Genomic DNA, 17,782 nt, shown 5'->3' with positions numbered 1-17,782 from the left:
TTAGTTAAAAATTGTTAGCATTACGCATACACTACTAATATCGTTTTGCTTTTTAGTAAATTTGCAAAAAATTACGCATGGAAAAGAATTTTGAAATAAAAATAGAAGCTACTTCAAATCCGGGTATTGTTAAGTTTGAAGCCAATTACTTTCTAACACAGCATACCAGTTATGAGTTTGAAAATATCGATCAAGCCAAAAATGCTCCTCTTGCCCAACAATTGTTTTATTTACCATTTGTAAAAAGGGTATTTATTGCACAAAATTTTGTTGCTATAGATAAGTATGATATTGTAGAATGGTCTGACGTACAAGAAGAAGTTGCACAGCAAATCAAAGATTATCTCAATAGTGGTCAACCTATTGTTATTGAAACTGCAGCTGAAACCACAAAAAAAGTTCCCATTACTATCTATGCAGAGAGCACACCTAATCCTGCTGTGTTAAAATTTGTAGCTAATAAAAAATTAGTCACTTCGGGGCATGAATTTAAAAATATTGATGATGCCGGTGAAGCTCCCTTGGCGCAAGAGCTATTTCATTTTCCATTTGTTAAAGAAGTATACATTGATGAAAATTATATTTCTATAGGTAAATATGATATGGCAGACTGGAATGATATTACTGCAGAAGTCAGAGATTTTATACGCAATTATCTGGAGCAGGGCAAAGAAGTTTTAACCGCCAATGCAGTTGTGACAAAAGAGGAGGTAGAAAAACAGTCTGATTTGGATTTTGAAAACCTGGATGATGTCTCAAAAGATATTGTAAATATTATTGAAGAATATATAAAACCAGCTGTAGCCAGTGACGGAGGCAACATATTATTTGATTCTTATGACCCCGAGAGCAAAGGTGTAAAGGTTGTATTACAAGGTGCTTGCAGTGGATGCCCTTCTTCTACTTTTACATTAAAAAACGGAATCGAAAACATGCTAAAAGAGATGTTAAAAGATAAAGTAGAATATGTAGAGGCCATTAATGGTTAATGCTGAATGAAGTTTTTTGAGTATCCATTATAATACCAAATTATCCATTATCAAGATCAAAATATCAAAACATACACTTTTTAGTACATTTCAAACCATTGATTACAAATAATTTATAAAACCTACATATATTAGTTGCTTCAAAAAATTACATAAGGTTTTTTTCATATTACCGTAATGCATTAAGAATCTTCTTTACAAAAACACAGTAGAGTTTTTAAAAGATAGAAAAATCACTTAAACCAGGTTGTCAAGAGCATGCATGACAAAAATAAACATAATAATGTTCAGCATTTTATAAATAATGCTCTCGACAATCTGGAGTTATTTAAAGGATCATTTACATCTCATCAATTTAAACCTCATTTTCATGAAAGTTATACTATAATTTTTATGGATTATGGAATTGGTGATTATTCTAACGATTCTTCTAATTTCATTTTATCAACTGGTTCAATCCTTGTTTTCAATCCTTATGAAGTACACACAGGAAAGCCAGTAAATAATTCTCCATGGAATTTTCTTACCATGTATGTTCCTATTGGAATCATGAAAAAAGCTATGGATACTCTGAGTCTGCCTACAGAATTACCCATATTTAAAGAAAATATTATAAATAATAAAGTATTATTTAAAAGAGGGAAAGCTGTATTTCCTAATCTAATACACAATCAACATAATCCAAAGTCCGAATGTTTACTCATGGACTTTCTTAAAGAGCTTATTCAAAGGTATGCTTATACTGAAATAAATAATGAACCTATTTCAGAAAAACTTATTGTTGCACGGCAAATCAAAGAATATTTACACGATCATTATCTAGATGAAGTTTCGACACATGATCTTTCTAACTTGACAGGTATTTCAGAATACGGATTGATCAAGTCTTTTAAAAAACAATATCAGCTACCTCCACATCAATATTTAGTGAATCTCAGAATAGAAAAAGCCAAAAAACTGCTAACAGAAAGATTATCAGCAACAGAAGTCGCCTACCAGTCTGGTTTTTTTGACCAAAGTCATTTTACCCGGCATTTTAAAAAAATAATTGGTATTACCCCTAAACAATTTGCCAATAAGGTAATTACCTAAAATATTTCCTTACAAACTACAAAACAGCATTCTATCCCCGTTTTCACTTTATAAAATCGATACAAATATTCGATTGCAATTTTGTACTATTTTTTCAATTTTATTCTTCACAATTTGCATCCGTTAATTTTTGATTCATAAAAATCTTATACGTCAAAAAAAATACAGTAACCAAAATCCAATGTTCAATATTGGATGTAATATGCTAAAAAAAGAAAATATGGTACAAGATATTCAGGACAATGAGATAAAAAACCTTATCACAGAAGAAACAGAACGTCAAGAACATGGAATAGAACTAATTGCCTCAGAAAACTTTACATCTAAGCAGGTTATGGCGGCCATGGGTTCTTCTCTAACTAATAAATATGCAGAAGGGCTTCCTGGAAAAAGATATTATGGTGGTTGTGAAGTAGTCGATAAGGTAGAAACACTTGCCATAGATAGAGCTGCAAAACTCTTTGGAGCAGAATGGGTAAATGTACAACCGCATTCTGGAGCACAAGCAAATGCAGCTGTAATGCTAGGCTGTCTTAATCCAGGTGATAAAATACTAGGTTTTGACCTATCACATGGAGGTCATCTTACTCATGGATCACCGGTTAATTTTTCTGGTAAACTTTATCAACCAAGTTTCTATGGCGTAGAACAAGAAACAGGTCTTATCAATTGGGATACCGTTGCAGAAACAGCAGAAAGAGAAAAGCCCAAATTGATTGTTTGTGGAGCATCTGCCTATAGTCGTGATTGGGATTACGAAAGATTAAGAGCTATTGCAGATCAGACAGGAGCTTTATTATTGGCAGATATCTCTCATCCGGCAGGATTAATTGCTAAAGGTTTACTAAATGATCCTATAAAACATTGTCATATTGTAACGACCACAACACACAAAACATTGAGAGGCCCAAGAGGAGGAATGATTATGATGGGGCAAGATTTTGAAAACCCATGGGGTTATGCTACCAAAAAAGGAGTAATCAAAATGATGTCTAATGTTTTAGATATGGCTGTTTTTCCTGGAACTCAAGGAGGGCCATTAGAGCACGTAATTGCAGCAAAGGCAGTTGCATTTGGCGAAGCACTTACAGATGACTATAAAATATATGTAGAACAAGTAGCAAAAAATGCCAAAGCAATGTGTGCTGCCTTAATAGAAAGAGGGTATGATATTATCTCTAACGGAACCGATAATCATATGGCTCTTATTGATCTGCGATCAAAAGACATCACAGGAAAATTAGCAGAAAACACATTGATAAAAGCAGATATTACAATTAATAAAAACATGGTGCCTTTTGATGATAAATCACCATTTGTAACATCTGGTATGCGATTAGGAACATCAGCTATTACTACCAGAGGAATGAAAGAAAATGATATGTATACCATGGTTAGCTTTATAGATGAAGTATTATCAAACCATGATAATGATGCTAAGATTTCATCTATCAAAACAGAAGTAAATAACTGGATGAAAAAATTTCCATTGTATAAATAAAAACAATCTAGCGGATAGTTATATTATGAAAGATCTAAGTACACTTAAACAAGAATTCCTACCCAGACATATAGGTCCGGGCAAAAAGGAAATTGGTCAAATGCTAAACGTGATTGGTGTTTCATCATTAACACAGTTAATTGATGAAACGGTTCCAAAAAATATTCGTTCTACAAAACCATTAGCATTACCAACTGCTCAAACAGAATTGGAGTTCCTTACCAACTTCAAATCTATGATGGAAAACAATAAAGTATTCCGTTCATTTATAGGAATGGGATATCACGACTGTATTGTACCTCCAGTTATTCAGCGAAATATTCTTGAGAATCCAGCTTGGTATACAGCGTACACACCATATCAGGCAGAGATAGCACAAGGTAGACTAGAAGCCTTGATCAACTATCAAACCATGATTACAGATCTTACAGGAATGGAACTAGCCAATGCTTCTCTTTTGGATGAAGCTACAGCTGCAGCAGAAGCCATGACACTTCTATATCGTGTAAAAAGCAGAGCAAAAAAACAAGCCAGTACATTTTTTATTGATAAAAAAACATTTCCGCATACCATAGAGCTTATCATAGGTCGTGCAGAACCTATTGGTATTAATGTAATTGTTGGAGATATCGCTGAACTCGATATCTCAAATCCAGATCTTTTCGGACTCCTTATCCAATATCCAGATAGTGATGGCGCAATTACAAATCCAACTCCTTATATTACTGAAGCACAAAAGCATGAAGTAAGAATTGCTGTAGCATCAGATCTAATGGCATTAACACATATTACTGCACCAGGCGAAATGGGAGTAGATGTAGTTGTAGGTACTTCACAAAGATTTGGAGTACCCCTAGGATATGGAGGGCCACATGCTGCATATTTTGCTACAAAAGAAGTATATAAACGTCATATTCCTGGTAGAATTATTGGGGTAACAGAAGATAGCCATGGTCGTCCTGCATATCGAATGGCACTACAAACCAGAGAACAACACATTAAACGAGAAAAAGCTACCTCAAATATCTGTACCGCACAGGTATTACTTGCTGTAATGGCTGGTATGTATGCTGTGTATCACGGGAAAGATGGACTATCTAAGATTGCCAATAAAATCCATTTATCAACGGCTAAGCTTAATCAGGAATTAGAAAAACTTGGATACACGCAAACGAATACTCATTTTTTTGATACTCTAAAAATAGAGGTAGAAGACAAAGAAAGTATCAAAAAATTAGCACTGGATAAAGAAATCAATTTCAGATATTTTGATGATAATCATATAGGGATATCACTACATGAGAAGACTACATTAGTAGATCTACAAGATATCACCGAAATCTTTGCTACTGCAAAGGGTAAAACTGTAAAAATAACAGATTGGAAAATTGATACAACTGCAATCCCTGCTTCTTTACAAAGAAAATCTTCTTATTTAGAACACCCTGTATTTAATTCTTATCAGGCAGAGCATGAAATGCTTAGATATCTAAAAAGATTAGAAAATAAAGATCTTTCATTAGTACATTCTATGATTGCCTTAGGTTCATGCACCATGAAACTTAATGCAACTACAGAGATGATGCCTTTATCATGGGGCGAATTAGCTAACATTCATCCTTTTGTACCAATAAATCAAGCAAAAGGATATCATCAAATGTTTGAACATTTGGCCTCTTGGTTGGCAGAAATCACTGGTTTATATACCACCTCTCTACAACCAAATAGCGGGGCCCAGGGAGAACTTGCTGGTTTAATGGTTATAAAAGCATATTATGCAGATAAAAATCAAACCTACAGAAACATAACCCTTATCCCATCCTCTGCCCACGGTACTAATCCAGCAACTGCAACTATGGCGGGTCAACAAGTAGTTATTGTATCCTGTAGAGAAAATGGAGATATAGATATTGATGACTTGCGTGCTAAAGCAGAAAAGCATAAGGATAACTTAATGGCATTAATGGTTACCTACCCTTCTACTCATGGTGTTTTTGAAGAAAACATCAAAGAAGCTTGTGAGATTATTCATGATAATGGAGGAAAAGTATACCTGGATGGAGCAAATCTAAACGCTCAATTAGGATTAACAAGTCCTGGAATTATCGGTGGAGATGTATGTCATCTTAACCTTCATAAAACCTTTTGTATCCCACACGGTGGTGGTGGGCCAGGAATGGGGCCTATTGCAGTAAGTAAAGAACTTGCTCCGTTTATACCTGGTAACGCTGTGGTAAAAAACGCAGGAGGAGAAAAAGCTATCGCAGCTATCTCTGCAGCACCTTGGGGTAGTGCAAGTATTCTTTCTATCTCCTATGCATATATTGCATTAATGGGTGGCAAGGGATTAACCTCTGCGACAGAAATGGCAATTCTAAATGCTAACTATATAAAAGAAAAACTTGTTGATCATTACCCTATCCTATTTACCGGAGAAAACGGACGTAATGCTCATGAACTTATAATCGATTGTAGAGCATTTAAAGAAGAGGATATTACGGTAACTGATATTGCAAAAAGACTTATGGATTATGGGTTTCATGCACCAACTGTATCATTTCCTGTTGCAGGAACGATTATGATAGAGCCTACAGAAAGTGAAACCGTAGAAGAACTCGATCGTTTTATTGATGCTATGATCAGTATCAGAAGTGAAATAAAAGAAATAGCAAATGGAGTTGCCTCCAGGGATCAAAACGTCCTGAAAAATGCACCTCATACGATGGAATTTATTGCTCAGGATAATTGGGATATGCCGTATTCCCGAACCAAAGCTGCTTTTCCACTACCTCATATAAAAAGCAATAAATTCTGGCCTAGTGTAGGTCGTGTAAATGATGCCCATGGAGACAGAAATTTAATGTGTAGTTGTCTACCCGTTTCGGCATTTGAAGAAGATACAAAGAATACAGAAATAACTATAAACTAATATGGAAACAGAACTAATAAGCATAGCTCTCGAAGCTAAGCACCAAGAATTGGGAGCAAAAATGGTCCCTTTTGCAGGATATTTAATGCCACTTCAGTATACCTCTGTAGTACAAGAACACAAAACCGTAAGAGAAGGTGTTGGTATATTTGATGTATCGCATATGGGTGAATTCATCCTTAGAGGCCCTAAAGCGTTAGATTTAATTCAAAAAATAAGTAGTAATGATGCTACCAAACTAAATATTGGAAGTGCGCAGTATTCTTGTATGCCTAATGATAAAGGCGGTGTTGTAGATGATCTTATTATCTATAAACTAGACGATCAAGAATATCTATTGGTAGTTAATGCCTCTAACATTGATAAGGATTGGAACTGGATAAAAAGTCATAATACAGATAATGTAGAAATGATTGATCGCTCTAATGAGATGTCGCTTTTTGCTGTACAAGGACCACTTGCAAGTAACGTATTACAAAAACTTACCAAAGTAACCCTTGCCGATATCCCGTATTACACTTTTGCTATAGGCGAAATTGCAGGAATACAAAATGTAATTATTTCTGCTACAGGATATACAGGTGCAGGAGGTTTTGAACTTTATGTACCTAATTCTGGAGCAGAACAACTTTGGGATGCAATTCTCGAAACCGGAAAAGAAGATAACATTCAACCTATCGGACTTGGAGCAAGAGATACATTACGATTAGAAATGGGGTTCTGTTTGTATGGAAACGATATTGACGATACTACCTCTCCATTAGAAGCAGGATTAAGCTGGATTACAAAATTCACTAAACCTTTTATCAATTCTGAAGCTTTACAAAAGCAAAAAGCAGAAGGGGTTACTCGAAGATTAGTTGGTTTTGAAATGATAGAAAAAGGTATCCCTAGAGCTGGATATATAATATATAATGAAAATGATGACCTCATCGGAAAAGTAACTTCAGGAAGTCAATCACCTATATTAGAAAAAGGAATAGGACTTGGCTATGTCACCATTCCTCATGCTAAAGCAGATAGTACTATTTTTATCGAAATTCGAAATAAGCGTATCAAAGCAGTCGTTAAAAAAACACCTTTCATAAAAAAATAAAACCATGAATATTCCAGAAGAATTAAAGTACAGTAAAGATCACGAATGGATCAGAATAGAGAATAATATTGCACATATAGGTATTACCGATTTTGCACAAAGTGAATTAGGAGATATCGTTTATGTAGAACTCGAATCTTTGGATGAAGAACTTAATGAAGGAGAAGTAATGGGATCTATTGAAGCGGTTAAAACTGTTTCTGACATTTTTATGCCCGTTTCAGGTACTGTTATTGAAATTAATGAAGAGCTAGAATCAAATCCAGAAATGGTAAATTCTGATCCATATACTAATGGTTGGCTTGCCAAAATAGAAATTTCAAATCCGGATGAAATCAATACCTTATTAGATGCCGATGGATATAAGAAATTGATAGGTGCCAAATAATAGTCTCCTATCAAAAATTTAACCGGAATGCTTTTTAACGATAAATTGATAATTATATCGAAAAATCATATAAAAGAATACATACTATTTTTTCCAAAAAGCAACTGTTTATTGTATCTTAGAGACTCTTTAAAAAAATTAATTAAAAAACTCACAACATGGCAATTATCAAAGTTATTGAAGTTCTAGCGAATTCTGAAAAAAGCTGGGAAGATGCAACCAAAAATGCAGTAAAACAAGCTAGCAAATCGGTAAAAAATATTAAATCAGCATATATAGTTGACCAAAGCGTAGTGGTCAAAAATGATGATGTATCCGAATTTAGAGTGAATTTAAAAATCTCTTTTGAAGTAAAATAATAATTTTATTTCTTCTTTATAAAAAGCATTCTGAATTATTCAGGATGCTTTTTATATTTTTATATGTTACTAAAATCAACTCTGGTGAAATATTTATATATCATTATATTATCGCTATTATTCACAACCTGCACAAGTCAAAATAAATCCCCTATGGAACAACACGCTTATACTAATGATCTCATTCATGAAACTAGTCCATACCTCTTACAACATGCACACAACCCTGTAAATTGGAAACCTTGGGGAGAAGAAGCACTACAACAAGCTAAAAAAGAAAACAAGCTTATTATCGTAAGCATAGGATACGCTGCTTGCCATTGGTGCCATGTTATGGAGCATGAAAGCTTTGAAGATCCTAAGGTAGCAGAAATCATGAATGCGAACTATGTAAATATTAAAGTAGATCGTGAAGAACGCCCTGATATAGATCAGGTATATATGAGTGCAGTACAATTAATGACCGGTAGTGGTGGTTGGCCTCTTAATATGGTTGTATTGCCCGACGGAAGACCAGTTTGGGGAGGCACCTATTTTCCTAAAGGAAATTGGGTTGATGCCTTAAAACAAATTGCAAACCTATATGAAAAACAACCCGATAAGCTAATAGAATATGCCGAAAAACTAGAACAAGGAATTAAGGCTGTAGATCTCATAGAAGTAAACACTAATGCTATTAATTTTGACAAAGAATTTATAGCATCTTCTGTAAAAGAATGGAGTTCTCATTTTGACCATCAAAAAGGAGGCACAAAACGAGTTCCCAAATTTATGATGCCTAATAATTATCATTTCCTTCTTCGATATGCTTATCAAACTAAAGATGATACACTATTAGAATTTGTAAAAAACACTTTAACAAAAATATCATATGGCGGTGTTTATGATCATGTTGGAGGAGGTTTTGCGCGATACTCTACTGATGGAAAATGGCATGTCCCTCACTTCGAGAAAATGCTATATGATAATGCACAATTAGTAAGTCTGTATTCTGATGCTTTTTTGGTTACTAATGATCCCTGGTTTAAAGATGTAGTTTATGAAACTTTGGATTTTGTATCAAGAGAGCTTACCAATAAAGAAGGTGCTTTTTATTCATCTTTGGATGCAGATAGCAACACTTTGGACGGAGAATTAGAAGAAGGTGCTTTTTATGTATGGACCAAAGAAGAATTAAAAAGAATAGTGCCGGATGGCGATTATACTCTCTTTGCTGATTATTACAATATCAATTCATATGGTTTCTGGGAAAAAGGAAACTATGTTTTAATTAGAAAGGATGCTCATCAAAAGTTTTGTAGTGAAAATAATATTGCCAGTGAAGTCTTGATTAAAAAAATCTCTCAATGGAAAGAAGTTTTACTTCATGAGCGTGAAAAACGCTCTCGACCACGATTAGATGACAAAACCTTAACCTCCTGGAATGCTTTAATGCTAAAAGGCTATCTGGATGCCTATAGAGTTTTTGGAGAGAAAAAGTTTTTGGATGCTGCCATAAAAAATGCAAATTTTATCAAAACTGCTCAGTTAAAAAATGATACATCCTTATTTCATAACTACAAAAACGGTAAAAGCACCATCAATGGGTATTTAGAAGACTATGCACTAGTCATTGAAGCCTTTATAGCCTTATATCAAAACACATTTGACCCAGAATGGTTAGAGGTATCAGAACAACTTACACAATACACTTTAAACCACTTTTTTAATGAGGACAAGAATATATTCTATTTTACTTCTGATCAAGACCCAAAACTTATTACACGTACTATAGAATACAGTGATAATGTAATCCCGGCATCTAATTCAATAATGGCTAAGAACTTATTTTTACTATCTCATTATTTTGACCGTTCTAATTACAAAGAAATAAGTGAACAAATGTTACATAATATTAAACCGCAAATCAAGTCTTATGCATCAGGGTACTCTAATTGGTTAGATGTTATGCTCAATTTTTCTTTTGACTTTTATGAATTAGTTATTATAGGTAAAGAAGCAAAAAGTAAATTAAAAGAAGTAAGTCAAACTTATATTCCAAATAAACTAATAGCGGGAGGCACATCAGATTCTGATACTGCCTTATTAAAAAACAGATTTATAGAAGACAAAACTTTGTTTTATTTATGTGTAAATAATTCATGTCAATATCCAGTTGAAGAATTTCAAAATATTTTGCCTTTAAAATAGCGTAATATTTTGCCTTAAATTAGTTTGGTTTTTAAATCCTATTCATATAAAACAATATTTCAACATTATGCCAAAACTCACATATTATGAAAAAGAAAAATATTAGCTGTTTTTTTCTATTGATAATTTTCTTAAAATATTAAAAAAATGAACTTTTGACGGATAATTAAAACAACTTAAACTAGAGATAACCAATGATTTAGTAATACAAATCTTATATTTTTTACGGTTTTACCGTAAAAAAGCTATGTGAATTATATGTTAAAATTGCAATTTAATTCCTAATAATTTAACGTTTTATGCTTTTGAATTACGAAATTCATAAAAATCCATTCAAAAAAGCATAATAATTGCGTTTAAAATGTTATTTCTTTAAGTTTATCATACCTAAATCGAAAAACTATGAGAAGAATATTACTTTTTTTATGCCTAATAGCATCGTCAGCATTATTTGCTCAATTACCCAAAAATTTACTTACACCTACTACCAGAGTTTCTCTTTATGATGAATATGATGGTAGTATTCATATGAAGAGTCGTTATAAAGAATCTAGTGTCATTGATGAGAAATCAGGAACTTTTGATGCTAAACTTAAATATAACATTTATTCTGATGCTCTTGAATATACTTCACAATCCAAATTATATGAAGTGGTTAAAAGTCCTACTATTCATGCTCGAATTGATGGTGACTATTTCTATTACTGTGAATTCAAAAATCAACGAGGAAGCACTAGAGATGGTTATTATGTATTAGTAGAACTAACTGATAGATATCGTATTTATAAAAGATTTACGCTTAAGATTAAAGATCCTGTAGACAAAGGCCCAATAACAAGTGGCCCGACTGATCCGGGAATCCTTAGAATGATTACTACTTACTATCTTGAAGAATCAGGTGTTATCATGGAATTACCTATGAAGAAAAAAGAAATGCTTGCAGCATTTAATGATAAAGAAAACGAACTAAAAGATTATTTAAAAAAAGAAAAAATTCGTTTGAGAAAAGAAGAAGATTTAATTAGACTTGTAGCTAGATATAATGCCTTAAAAAGCTCTGATTCTAGCCCGTCACAAAGTCTTTTAAGTAATACGGATCGAGGTAACTAACATCTTCAAAATCTTTTTTCAAAAATTTAGGATAACTTAACATTGCCATCTCATTTGCAGATGGCAATTTGTTTTCTACAAATACCGCATTAACGTCGCTACAAATAGCCGAAAACTTTTCTACTCCATTACCTATGAAATATACTTTTTTCTCGCGCAAATACGCTTCATAAGAGGTACTAGTAAGAATTTCTGCTTCTGTTTTTCTTATTTCTTCATAACCATTAGTAAAAACCGCAGAATACACCTCCATTCTTCGAGCATCAAGCATAGGAACAATATAACTGTCCTGTTCCTGTGATATCTGTAATGCTAGTGAATGTAGAGTAGGCACAGATAGTAATGGAATATCTAATGCATAGCATAAACCTTTTGCCGCTGAAACTCCTATTCTTAACCCTGTGTATGAACCAGGCCCCTTGCTAACTGAGACTGCAGAGAGGCTTTTGGGAGTTAACCCCGCTTCTTTGAGAACTTCATCTATAAAATTATGTAATCGTTCTGCATGGGAATATGAACTATCATAATCCTCTTTTAACCCAATCACTTTCTCATTATTAGCTAAAGCTACAGAACAATTAGTTGTTGAAGTTTCTATGCAGAGGATATAGGCCATTTATCAAAATTTAGGCAAAGATAATCTAATTAGATGTGTTCTTTACTAAATGTTTTATTGAACTTTTAACTGGTCATTATTTTGATTAGTACCAACTACTGGAGGTGGTTTATTTGGTAGATTTTTTCTCTTTATCTGTAGTTACTTTATCTCCAGTTTTAAGTATTTTAGTAACCACATTATAAGGTCCTGTTATAACCTCATCTCCTTCTTTCAAACCACTCGTTATTTCAATATTACTGTCATCCTGGATACCCGTTTTTATCACTCTCAATTTTGCCGTTTCACCATTCTTAATGAATACACATTCGAATTTTTTATTGGTGTCTGATGATATTTTGTCCTTAGAAGGTATCTCTTTTATATTAGAAGTATCATTTTTAATCACTATGGAACTTATAGGAACACCTATTATATCTTTTCTTTTATCTGTAATAACGTCTACTGTAGCTGTCATACCTGGTCTAAACGGAGAGTAGCTTTCGGGTTTATCTGCTAATAAATCTGAATATGATTCCTCCAGAATTCGAACTTTCACTCTAAAATTAGTTACCTGATCAGCACTTACAGCATTTTCTGCAGAATTAGCGATTTCTGTAACTATACCCTTAAATTGTTTCTTTAGGTAAGCATCAACCTCAACAATAGTAGAATCTGCAATCGAAACTTTAACGATATCATTTTCATTAACATCCACTTCTACTTCCATATTACTAAGATCTGCAACACGTACAATCTCTGTACCTGCCATTTGTTGGGTACCTACTACTCTTTCTCCCAGTTCTACAGATAGCTTAGATATTGTACCCGTCATTGGGGCATAAATTGTGGTTCTGTTTAAATTATCTTTGGCTTCATTAACAGTTGCCTGAGCACTTCTTACGTTATAATATGCTGATTGCTTAGCAGCTTCTGCTCCTTCATATGCTGAGATTGCTCTATCCCACTCTGCTTTAGAAATCACTCCTTTATCAAACAATGCCTTATTACGATCATAGCTTAGTTTTGATTCTTTTAAACTAGCTTCAGCTTGTCGTAATCCTGCCCTTACATTTTCTAATGCTGCCTGAGACCTATTTAATCCAGACTGAATAATATCAGGATTTATACGAACCAAAAGATCTCCTTTTTGTACTTGTTGGCCTTCTTTGATTGGCAAGTCGATAATCTCTCCTGATACTTCTGAAGAAAGTTTTACCTCTACCTCGGGTTGTATTTTACCAGTAGCAGAAACAGTTTCTATAATATCAATTTTATCGATTTTTGTAACTGATACTTCTTTAAAGTTTCCACTTTCACCAAACCATCCTGCTTTTTTACCATAAACAAGTAATACTATTAAAACGACAACTATCCCTAAAATGAAGAGTAATTTTTTTTTATTCATGACGTACTTTAACGTTAATTCTATTGTATGAAAATACAATCTTTTTCTATATAGTAGCCAAAAAATCGAATGCCACTATTCTATAATTTTATATCCGCGATTTTTATTCCAAAATAAAGCTCTAGTACTTTTAGTTTAAAAATGAAATCAAATTTATTTTGTACTTCCTGACTCTGCGCATTTTCTAATCTAAATTTTGATTGACTAAAATCAAACGCATTGGTTAGTCCTACATCATAACGGTCTTTTGCGTATTCATATGCTCTTTCCTGAGCTTTTACAGAAACTTGAGCTGCTTCATAGGCTTCTGCAGCTCCTTTTGCATCAAGATATGCCTGATATACATTACTATCCAAATCCAACTCTGTTTGTTCTAGTTGAAACTCTGTTCGCTTTACATTAACCTTATTTCTTTTTACCGCATTCCTTGCAGAAAATCCATTAAAAATTGGAACCGTAAGAGATAAACCATAAGAAATCCCATCGTTGATATACAACTGATCAATAAATGGTGCAGCATCCTGTTCTACAAGAAGTAGATTAGGAGTTTGACTAACAACATTCTGCCCTGTTGCTTCTACTACACCAACACTCTGAGTTGTTACAGGATTATTTTCATCCAAAACACGAGCAAAAGATTTTGCTCCTGATTCTCGGGTATTATAATTAAAAGAACCATTTAATGTAGGATAGTATGCTCCTCTGGCAATTTCAAGATCTTTTTCTGCAATAAGTTTATTTTGTTCTGCGATCTGTACTTCATATCTTGATTCTCTGGCTTTAGCAATCACTTGATCAATAGGCTTATCTAATATCTCTGATCCGGGAACCAGATACTCTTGTTCTACAATGTCAAAATCTTCATAGTTTTTAATCAGTAATCGCTGTGCCAATCCTATTAATGCAATCTGTACTGCATTCTCCGCCTGTACAATTCTTGTTAATTCATCTGCAGAAGTTGCTTCAATTTCAAGGAGGTCGCCTTGAGGTAGTACTCCGGCATCTACAAGATCTTTGGTACGTTGTAACTGTTCTAATGTAATCTCATGTTGTTTTTCTATTACTTTTAACGATTCTTTGTTTAAAAGTACCTGTAGGTAGCTATTGGCCACAAACAATGCAATATCATCTTTGGATTTACCAAGGCTATATTGACTTAGCAGTTTATTAAGTTTAGCTCTTTGAAATCTTTTTATATTTCTCAAACCACCAAATATGGTTACTCCAGCACTTATACCATAATTAGAACTTCTAAATGTCTGCGTTTTATTTTCGTTTGTAATAGGATCTGTTGATAAACCAGAACTCCAAAAATTAGAAGCAGATGCGTTTAATGTAGGCAGAAAACGTCCTATCGCATCAATCCTATCGATTTCTGTTGCTTCTACATCTAATGCAGATTGCTTTATCGAAATATTATTTTCTAAAGCATATTCTACGCATTCGCGTAATGTCCATTTCTTTTCTTGTGCTTGTGACCCGAACACTCCAAAGAATACAATACATAAAACTAAGATTTTAACCCTCATAAGTTTAAAATTTATAGTGTCGTTTTGTAACGAGAACTTGCTTAAATCTTTTGATATAATTTTCATACTATGGTATAGGTATATATTTTATTGATGTTGTTACAGATTATTTAAAATATTTCTAATATCTGATACTGCCAAAAATATTGTTTTCATCACATTCTAATTTTGGCCTTCTTCCCCTTCTTTTTTAATAGGCTCTGTTTTGTTCCAAACTTTAATATCATCTTCTTCTGTTATTCCAGATAGAATTTCAACATTAATACCATCAGAAATACCAATTTCAACATCTTTTCTTTCGAATTTTTGATCTCCCGTCTGTACTTCTACATAAGGATCTTCTGTTTCTTTATCAAATTGCAAAAGTGCTTCTTTTACTGCAAGAATATCATTTTTTGTTTCTAAAACAATTGAAGCGTTTGCACTATATCCTGCTCTTATAAAATATGATTTATCCAGAAAAACTTCACCTTCAATTTTAAATTGAACTGCTCCTTGTTCTTCATCTCCTTTTGGAGCGATAAATTTTAATTTTGCATCAAATTCTTTATCTCGTATTGCTCCAAGACTAACTTTTAAAGGCATATCAATTTTCAACTTATTCACCTCTGCTTCATCTACTTTCCCTTCAAAAATCATTTTGTTTAAATCTGCAATTGTTGCAATAGTAGTTCCATCGTTAAAGTTATTACTTTCGATCACCTGATCTCCTTCTTTAACAGGAATCTCGAGGATTGTTCCTGATACGGTTGCTCTTATATTAGTATTTGCTGTTGAAGAACCTCCTGCAGAACCTAAGCGTATGATCTGAAGATCACTTCGCGCATTCGAAAGATCTTGTTTTGCCTGGTTATATCTTAGATCCATATTATTAAAATCCTGACTAGAGATCACTCCTTTATCAAAAAGCGCTTTGTTTCTATCATATTCTACCTTAGAATTATTTAGAACAATTTGAGCATTTTTAACACGTCCTCTAGCACTGTTTAAGGATTGTTCGTTAGGCACTACTTTTACCTTGGCTATTAAATCTCCTGTTTTTATTGCTGCTCCTTCTTCAACATAAATCTTTTCTATAATTCCCGAGATCTGAGGTTTGATTGCTACTTCATCCTCTGGAACTACTTTTCCTGTTGCTACAGTTTTTTCCTCAATAGAAGTTTTAAACGCTTTTTCTGTAGTAAACACAATAGGTGATTTGCTGTTAGAATCTATAAGGTACTTACCCGAAAAACCTAGTAAGGCCACGAAAATTACAACTAATAAAATTTTAAAAAACTTTTTCATTTTAATTGATGATTATTCTGGTTATTTATTTTATTCTTCTCTTAATGCTTCAATTGGCTTTATACTTACTGCTTTCTGTGCTGGAATAAGTCCTATTATTGTTCCTAGCAATACTATTGACAATAATGCTCCTGTTACGGCAAAGAAATCTACTGTAGGGTTTAAAATGGGCACATCATCATTATTACCAATTGCAGTATTGATACCCCAAAGTAACAGTGTGCCAAAAATAAAACCTAATAATCCTGCTAAAAAGGTAAGCAATACAGATTCTAGCATGATTTGCCCTCTTACTTCTGCCGGTGTTGCTCCCAATGCTCTACGCACCCCAATCTCTCTGGTACGCTCTTTAACTGTAATTAAAAGAACATTACCTATCGCAATTACTCCAGCAATAAGCGTAGCTATTCCTACGATATAGGTAATCAAACGCATACCGGCCAGAAACCCATTAATTTTTGCTACTTCTTCACCAAGATTAAAACTTCCGAAAGCTTGCGTATCATCTGGATGCACATTATGCATTCTCTTAAGTGCAGTCTTTATTGTCTTTTCTGTATTTACTATATTCTTATCTGGTTTGGCAGTGATCACCATCCAGGATATATTTTGACCCTGGTTAAAAATCGTTTGAAATGTTGTAAATGGCAGAAAAATAGAATCGTCTCCTTCAAATCCAGATTGAGTAGGCTTATATACTCCTATTACTTTGAAATAAATTCCGTTTATTCTCACAAAATCTCCTACTGCTTCTTCATCTTTATCATAGAATTGTTTATAAATATCTTCACCGATAACGCAGACTTTACGTTCATACTTTATATCTTCTTCATTAATAAATCTTCCTCCATCAAATATTTTTTTCTTTGATACTTTGTCGATCGTCGGATAATCACCAAACACCTTAAATGCTCCTGACTTAGAACCTTTTACAAATTGTCCTGGTGGTGTTCCCCATTGACCAGTAACGTTACGAGGAGCTATATATTCAATGTCACCTACCTGAGATTCTAATGTTTCGACATCATTTAACGTGAGTTGCATCCGTCTTCCTCTTTTAAATCCTTCGTTAGGTATACTGGTTTGTTGTCCCCAAACAAACATCGTATTGGTTGCAAAATCATTAAATTGACTTCTAAAACTATTATCCAATCCTTTAGCCATCCCTAAAAGAAACACAAATAAAAACACTCCCCAGGTTACCCCGATAACTGTAATTATGGTTCTTACTTTATTCTTACGAATAGCTCCATAAATTTCTTGCCAGGTGTCTCTTTCAAATATAAACTTCATGCCAATTTGATTTTTA

Annotated in this window: 14 protein-coding genes; 9 read left to right on the top strand and 5 right to left on the bottom strand. The window is 33.5% G+C overall.

Annotated elements, in window-relative coordinates; all coding sequences use genetic code 11:
- The first annotated feature begins 77 nt into the window (after nt 1-77).
- The 9 genes from ATE84_RS07300 (at nt 78) to ATE84_RS07260 (ending at nt 11,654) form a co-directional block, all read left to right on the top strand.
- Nucleotides 78-989: a NifU family protein gene (locus tag ATE84_RS07300; RefSeq protein WP_101447150.1), complete on the top strand. Its 912-nt coding sequence runs from the start codon at nt 78-80 to the stop codon at nt 987-989.
- Nucleotides 990-1,247: 258 nt separating this feature from the next.
- Nucleotides 1,248-2,081, top strand: a complete 834-nt coding sequence (locus ATE84_RS07295; protein ID WP_101447148.1) for an AraC family transcriptional regulator — start codon at nt 1,248-1,250, stop codon at nt 2,079-2,081.
- Between the two features lie 220 nt (nt 2,082-2,301).
- Nucleotides 2,302-3,582 (top strand): serine hydroxymethyltransferase, encoded by a 1,281-nt coding sequence (gene glyA / locus ATE84_RS07290; protein ID WP_101450891.1) that lies wholly within the window; start codon nt 2,302-2,304, stop codon nt 3,580-3,582.
- Nucleotides 3,583-3,607: 25 nt separating this feature from the next.
- Nucleotides 3,608-6,511, top strand: coding sequence for an aminomethyl-transferring glycine dehydrogenase (gene gcvP / locus ATE84_RS07285; RefSeq protein ID WP_101447146.1), 2,904 nt, complete (start codon nt 3,608-3,610; stop codon nt 6,509-6,511).
- A 1-nt stretch (nt 6,512) separates the two neighbouring features.
- Entirely contained in the window at nt 6,513-7,607 is a 1,095-nt protein-coding gene (gene gcvT, locus ATE84_RS07280; protein ID WP_101447144.1) for a glycine cleavage system aminomethyltransferase GcvT, read from the top strand.
- A 4-nt stretch (nt 7,608-7,611) separates the two neighbouring features.
- Nucleotides 7,612-7,995, top strand: a complete 384-nt coding sequence (gene gcvH / locus ATE84_RS07275) for a glycine cleavage system protein GcvH (protein WP_101447142.1) — start codon at nt 7,612-7,614, stop codon at nt 7,993-7,995.
- A 158-nt stretch (nt 7,996-8,153) separates the two neighbouring features.
- The gene (locus ATE84_RS07270) at nt 8,154-8,354 is read left to right on the top strand and encodes a dodecin family protein (protein ID WP_024771586.1); all 201 of its coding nucleotides are present in this window, start codon (nt 8,154-8,156) and stop codon (nt 8,352-8,354) included.
- Nucleotides 8,355-8,507: 153 nt separating this feature from the next.
- On the top strand, nt 8,508-10,544 hold the full coding sequence (locus ATE84_RS07265; RefSeq protein ID WP_101447140.1) for a thioredoxin domain-containing protein: 2,037 nt from the start codon (nt 8,508-8,510) through the stop codon (nt 10,542-10,544).
- Nucleotides 10,545-10,946: 402 nt separating this feature from the next.
- Nucleotides 10,947-11,654 carry a hypothetical protein gene (locus ATE84_RS07260; RefSeq protein WP_101447138.1) on the top strand — a complete coding sequence of 236 codons (708 nt, stop codon included), beginning with the start codon at nt 10,947-10,949 and terminating at the stop codon, nt 11,652-11,654.
- On the opposite strand, the gene tsaB is transcribed toward ATE84_RS07260, so the two are convergent.
- From tsaB to ATE84_RS07235, 5 genes are all read right to left on the bottom strand, one after another.
- Complete coding sequence (tsaB, locus tag ATE84_RS07255) at nt 11,608-12,270, bottom strand: tRNA (adenosine(37)-N6)-threonylcarbamoyltransferase complex dimerization subunit type 1 TsaB (RefSeq protein WP_101447136.1); 663 nt, start codon at nt 12,268-12,270, stop codon at nt 11,608-11,610. The two genes, ATE84_RS07260 and tsaB, sit on opposite strands and share 47 nt — an antisense overlap.
- Nucleotides 12,271-12,379: 109 nt before the next feature.
- Nucleotides 12,380-13,657 carry an efflux RND transporter periplasmic adaptor subunit gene (locus ATE84_RS07250; protein ID WP_101447134.1) on the bottom strand — a complete coding sequence of 426 codons (1,278 nt, stop codon included), beginning with the start codon at nt 13,655-13,657 and terminating at the stop codon, nt 12,380-12,382.
- An 80-nt stretch (nt 13,658-13,737) separates the two neighbouring features.
- Nucleotides 13,738-15,186, bottom strand: a complete 1,449-nt coding sequence (locus ATE84_RS07245) for a TolC family protein (protein WP_101450889.1) — start codon at nt 15,184-15,186, stop codon at nt 13,738-13,740.
- A gap of 162 nt (nt 15,187-15,348) precedes the next feature.
- Nucleotides 15,349-16,473, bottom strand: a complete 1,125-nt coding sequence (locus ATE84_RS07240; RefSeq protein WP_101447132.1) for an efflux RND transporter periplasmic adaptor subunit — start codon at nt 16,471-16,473, stop codon at nt 15,349-15,351.
- A gap of 30 nt (nt 16,474-16,503) precedes the next feature.
- On the bottom strand, nt 16,504-17,766 hold the full coding sequence (locus ATE84_RS07235; RefSeq protein ID WP_101447130.1) for an ABC transporter permease: 1,263 nt from the start codon (nt 17,764-17,766) through the stop codon (nt 16,504-16,506).
- Nucleotides 17,767-17,782: the final 16 nt, after the last annotated feature.

Origin of the sequence: Aquimarina sp. MAR_2010_214 (assembly GCF_002846555.1) — a bacterium.
Lineage (GTDB): Bacteria > Bacteroidota > Bacteroidia > Flavobacteriales > Flavobacteriaceae > Aquimarina.
This window is presented reverse-complemented; position numbering and strand designations above follow the sequence as displayed.

Bases quoted from the DNA above. Each gene is read 5' to 3' on its own strand.
- ATE84_RS07300 (WP_101447150.1), top strand. From the start codon at position 78: ATGGAAAAGAATTTTGAAATAAAAATAGAAGCTACTTCAAATCCGGGT.
- ATE84_RS07250 (WP_101447134.1), bottom strand. From the start codon at position 13,657: ATGAATAAAAAAAAATTACTCTTCATTTTAGGGATAGTTGTCGTTTTA.
- ATE84_RS07235 (WP_101447130.1), bottom strand. From the start codon at position 17,766: ATGAAGTTTATATTTGAAAGAGACACCTGGCAAGAAATTTATGGAGCT.
- ATE84_RS07240 (WP_101447132.1), bottom strand. From the start codon at position 16,473: ATGAAAAAGTTTTTTAAAATTTTATTAGTTGTAATTTTCGTGGCCTTA.
- ATE84_RS07295 (WP_101447148.1), top strand. From the start codon at position 1,248: ATGCATGACAAAAATAAACATAATAATGTTCAGCATTTTATAAATAAT.
- ATE84_RS07265 (WP_101447140.1), top strand. From the start codon at position 8,508: ATGGAACAACACGCTTATACTAATGATCTCATTCATGAAACTAGTCCA.
- ATE84_RS07260 (WP_101447138.1), top strand. From the start codon at position 10,947: ATGAGAAGAATATTACTTTTTTTATGCCTAATAGCATCGTCAGCATTA.
- tsaB (WP_101447136.1), bottom strand. From the start codon at position 12,270: ATGGCCTATATCCTCTGCATAGAAACTTCAACAACTAATTGTTCTGTA.
- glyA (WP_101450891.1), top strand. From the start codon at position 2,302: ATGGTACAAGATATTCAGGACAATGAGATAAAAAACCTTATCACAGAA.
- gcvT (WP_101447144.1), top strand. From the start codon at position 6,513: ATGGAAACAGAACTAATAAGCATAGCTCTCGAAGCTAAGCACCAAGAA.
- gcvP (WP_101447146.1), top strand. From the start codon at position 3,608: ATGAAAGATCTAAGTACACTTAAACAAGAATTCCTACCCAGACATATA.
- ATE84_RS07270 (WP_024771586.1), top strand. From the start codon at position 8,154: ATGGCAATTATCAAAGTTATTGAAGTTCTAGCGAATTCTGAAAAAAGC.
- gcvH (WP_101447142.1), top strand. From the start codon at position 7,612: ATGAATATTCCAGAAGAATTAAAGTACAGTAAAGATCACGAATGGATC.
- ATE84_RS07245 (WP_101450889.1), bottom strand. From the start codon at position 15,186: ATGAGGGTTAAAATCTTAGTTTTATGTATTGTATTCTTTGGAGTGTTC.